This is a genomic window from Armatimonas sp. (assembly GCF_043760365.1).
In the GTDB taxonomy this organism is placed as follows: Bacteria; Armatimonadota; Armatimonadia; order Armatimonadales; family Armatimonadaceae; genus Armatimonas.
Genome location: NZ_JAYUPA010000877.1, coordinates 1 through 3,058, shown reverse-complemented (window position 1 = coordinate 3,058; position 3,058 = coordinate 1). Strand labels below are relative to the sequence as shown.

The window sequence follows — 3,058 nt, the reverse complement described above, 5'->3', positions numbered from 1 at the left end:
CTCTCGTTTCTAGGAATCGGAGTGCAGCGCCCGTTTCCGTCGTGGGGCCGCATGATCAACGACGCTTTAGACTACTACCGCAGCGAGCCGCGCCTGCTTCTTGCTCCCGCGCTGTGCCTCTCGCTCACCGTCATCGCCCTCAATTTCCTCGGCGACGGCCTCCGAGACGCGCTAGATCCGCGCAAACGGCAGTGAGTTTGAAACCGGAAGAGTACTTGCGCCTTGAGCGAGCAACGGAGTTCAAGAGCGAGTACATCAATGGGGAGATTTATGCCATGGCGGGTGTCTCTCGCGAGCATAGCCTGATCGTCACCAATTTGGGGGCGGCGCTCCATAGCCGTCTACGGGGGCGACCTTGCGAAACTCATCTGACGGATCTGCGGGTGAGTGTCCCTGATACGCGCCTCTATACCTACCCGGATGCGCTGGTGATCTGTGGCGATCCCGTCTTTGTGGATGATATTTTCGATACCGTCACCAACCCAATTGCAATCTTCGAGGTGCTCTCTCCCTCCACAGAGGGCTATGATCGAGGTGCCAAGTTTGCGCACTACCGACGGCTGATCACACTGCGCTACTACGTCTTAATCTCTCAAGGCGAGGCTTTAGTGGAGTGCTACGAGCGACAGGACAGTGGAGGCTGGCTTTTGCAAGAGTTTCGTGGCTTGGATGCCACGCTTCTTCTGCCAACCCTGGAGTTAGCACTGCCGCTGGCCGACCTCTACGAGCGTATTAGCTTTCCTGTACTCGCTGACGAGGCACTTTCTCACGAAGAATATTCATCTCAGGACTGGATAGAGAAGCAATGCTTTCCGTCTCAGTAAGGTTCTGAATTTATCTCTCCAACCGTTTTCGACATCGAGAACCCAGTATTTTGGGATTCCGGCGCGGGCGTAAAGGCTGGCTTTGGTGGTGTAGGCATCGGCTGTATTTGTCGTTACGGCGAGATCGGGTTCTGGTTCGTCTTCCAGGCTGAGGACGACGGGAAACTGGACGGTGACATACTCCGCGCCGAAGAGGCTCGGGTCTTCTTCCTTGCTCTTCGGGAATGCGGTTGACGGCGACTAAAGTACAGTTTGCCTTTCGGAAACTATCGGCCTCTATTGCAGAGGGTGTTGATCTGTTCCATTGAAATTTTTCTAAATCTCATTTTTGCTTCATGATTGCTCGCTAATATACGGCTCAGGAGGTTTAGAAAGATGAACCGATTGGCACTTACGTTTGTGGCATTGATGGTGGGTGGTGCGGCTCTGGCGCAACCGCCTCAGGGTGGTGAACAGGGCGGCTTTGGCGGTCAAGGTGCTGGCCGAGGTGGACGCGGCGGCGGCTTTGGTGGTGGTCAAGGTGGCTTCCCGGGTGGCGGTGGTTTTGGCGGCGGGATGATGGGAATGTCACGGGAGATCAGCGCGGTCAATATCCCACTGCGGGTGATGGCGCTCTACCTGAGCCTCACCGATGGACAGGCCGGAAAAATTGCACTGATTCGTGAGGATATGCAGGACGCGGCACGTCCCCAGATGCCACCGCGCCGTGCTTCGCAAGATCCAAACGTTGATCCTAGTGTGGCTCCGAGTGCACAGGGCGGACGTCCGGACATGCAGGCCATGATGCAGGAGATGCAGACCAATGTAGCAAAGGCGGAGCGCAAGGCCACTGCCGATACCAATGCACTTCTCAGTGAGCCGCAGCGTGTTCGTCTTAGCCTGTTGATCAAGGCGCTTAAGGGTCTTCAAGACGCCGGTGTGCGCCCCGAGGCAGCCGTCAAGCTCTTGCTCAATGAAGATCAGCTCACCAAGCTGGCGCAGGGCCGCAAGCCCGAGAGCGTCCTGAGCACGGAGCAGCAGACCATTGCGCAAGGCTACATGTCCCCGATGGGTCGTGGTGGCCGTGGCGGACGCGGTGGCGGTGGCCAGGGTGGGGATGGCTTCGGTAGCTAAAACTGCTGTGTTTCCCCAGGAGCCCCCTTCGAGATGTTCGCACTCGAAGGGGGCTCTTATTTTGCATCCTGGCTTCTTTAGGGAACCTGGTACGTTTGTGAGAATCTTTAGTAGCAGAAAAGAGATGACATGATACTTCCAAAACTTAGTCGGCCTCAAAAACTAGGGATGGCGGCCTTCTCTGCCACAGCCTGGCTAGCCCTGCACGGCTGTGGAGGAGGAGATTCGACGCCGCTGCCGACACCTACCCCGGCAGCAACGGCGACTCCTGTCGCCACGCCTACCCCCTCGGGAGAGCCGACACCCGTTCCCACACCGAGCCCGGTACCCACACCGACACCCCTTCCCACACCAATACCCCTCCCGACGCCCACACCGATCCCGACGCCCACACCGATCCCGACCCCGGTGCCGACTCCTACGCCACTCCCCACGCCCACCCCGACGCCCACCCCAACTCCCACGCCCACCCCAGTCCCCAATACGACGTTTACTGACAAGCTCAACCAGCTCAACCAGGAGGGGCGAACTATTGCCAGTGTGGCCCTTCGCGCCTCCGATGATGCCTGGGCGATTGCCTACGACGCAAAGCTCTGGAGTACAAATGGAGTCCCCACAGCACTGACAGCGGAGTTAACCCGCCTTACCTCGATTAGTGCGACAATAACAGCGGTGCTACTGGGGCCAAGTGATAGCTGGCTCGTTGTCTACAACACCAACGCATTTACCGCCTCTAATATTCCCATGACACTCTACAACCGCCTCAGTGCACTTCAGACCGCGGGGGCAAGTATCGCTGCGGTGACCATTGGCCCTACCAATAGCTGGGCTGTGGTCTCTGGTGGCACGAGCGCCAACTTTTACACGGAGGGAGTGCCCACGGCATTCAATAGCCAGCTCACCACCCTGCTCAACAACGGAGCAACCGTCCGGCAGCTCGCTCTGGGAGTCAATAGTTCCTGGGGAATTGTCGCCGACAACAATACCTGCTATGTCGTGGGTGTTCCTGCAGCGCTCTACAACGCCGTTGTGAGCATCCAGACGGGTGGCTACAAGATGAACGCCCTCGCTCTGGGCAAGGCTCCGAGCTACGCTGTGATCTACAGCAACAACGCCTGGTA

2 protein-coding genes and 2 pseudogenes are annotated in these 3,058 nt (G+C 57.9%); all 4 read left to right on the top strand.

The window, feature by feature from the left end:
• A pseudogene (locus ACH2EH_RS21820) lies at positions 1-195 on the top strand (glutathione ABC transporter permease GsiD); the annotation flags it as partial.
• A gap of 2 nt (positions 196-197) precedes the next feature.
• Positions 198-824, top strand: coding sequence for a Uma2 family endonuclease (locus ACH2EH_RS21815; protein ID WP_395145054.1), 627 nt, complete (start codon positions 198-200; stop codon positions 822-824).
• Positions 825-1,199: 375 nt separating this feature from the next.
• A complete protein-coding gene (locus ACH2EH_RS21810) occupies positions 1,200-1,937 on the top strand; it encodes a Spy/CpxP family protein refolding chaperone (RefSeq protein WP_395145053.1) in 738 nt (245 codons plus the stop codon).
• Positions 1,938-2,066: 129 nt separating this feature from the next.
• Positions 2,067-3,058 (top strand): annotated as a pseudogene (locus tag ACH2EH_RS21805) (hypothetical protein); the annotation flags it as partial.

Coding starts and splice junctions, on each gene's coding strand:
- ACH2EH_RS21810 (WP_395145053.1), top strand. CDS start 1,200: ATGAACCGATTGGCACTTACGTTTGTGGCATTGATGGTGGGTGGTGCG.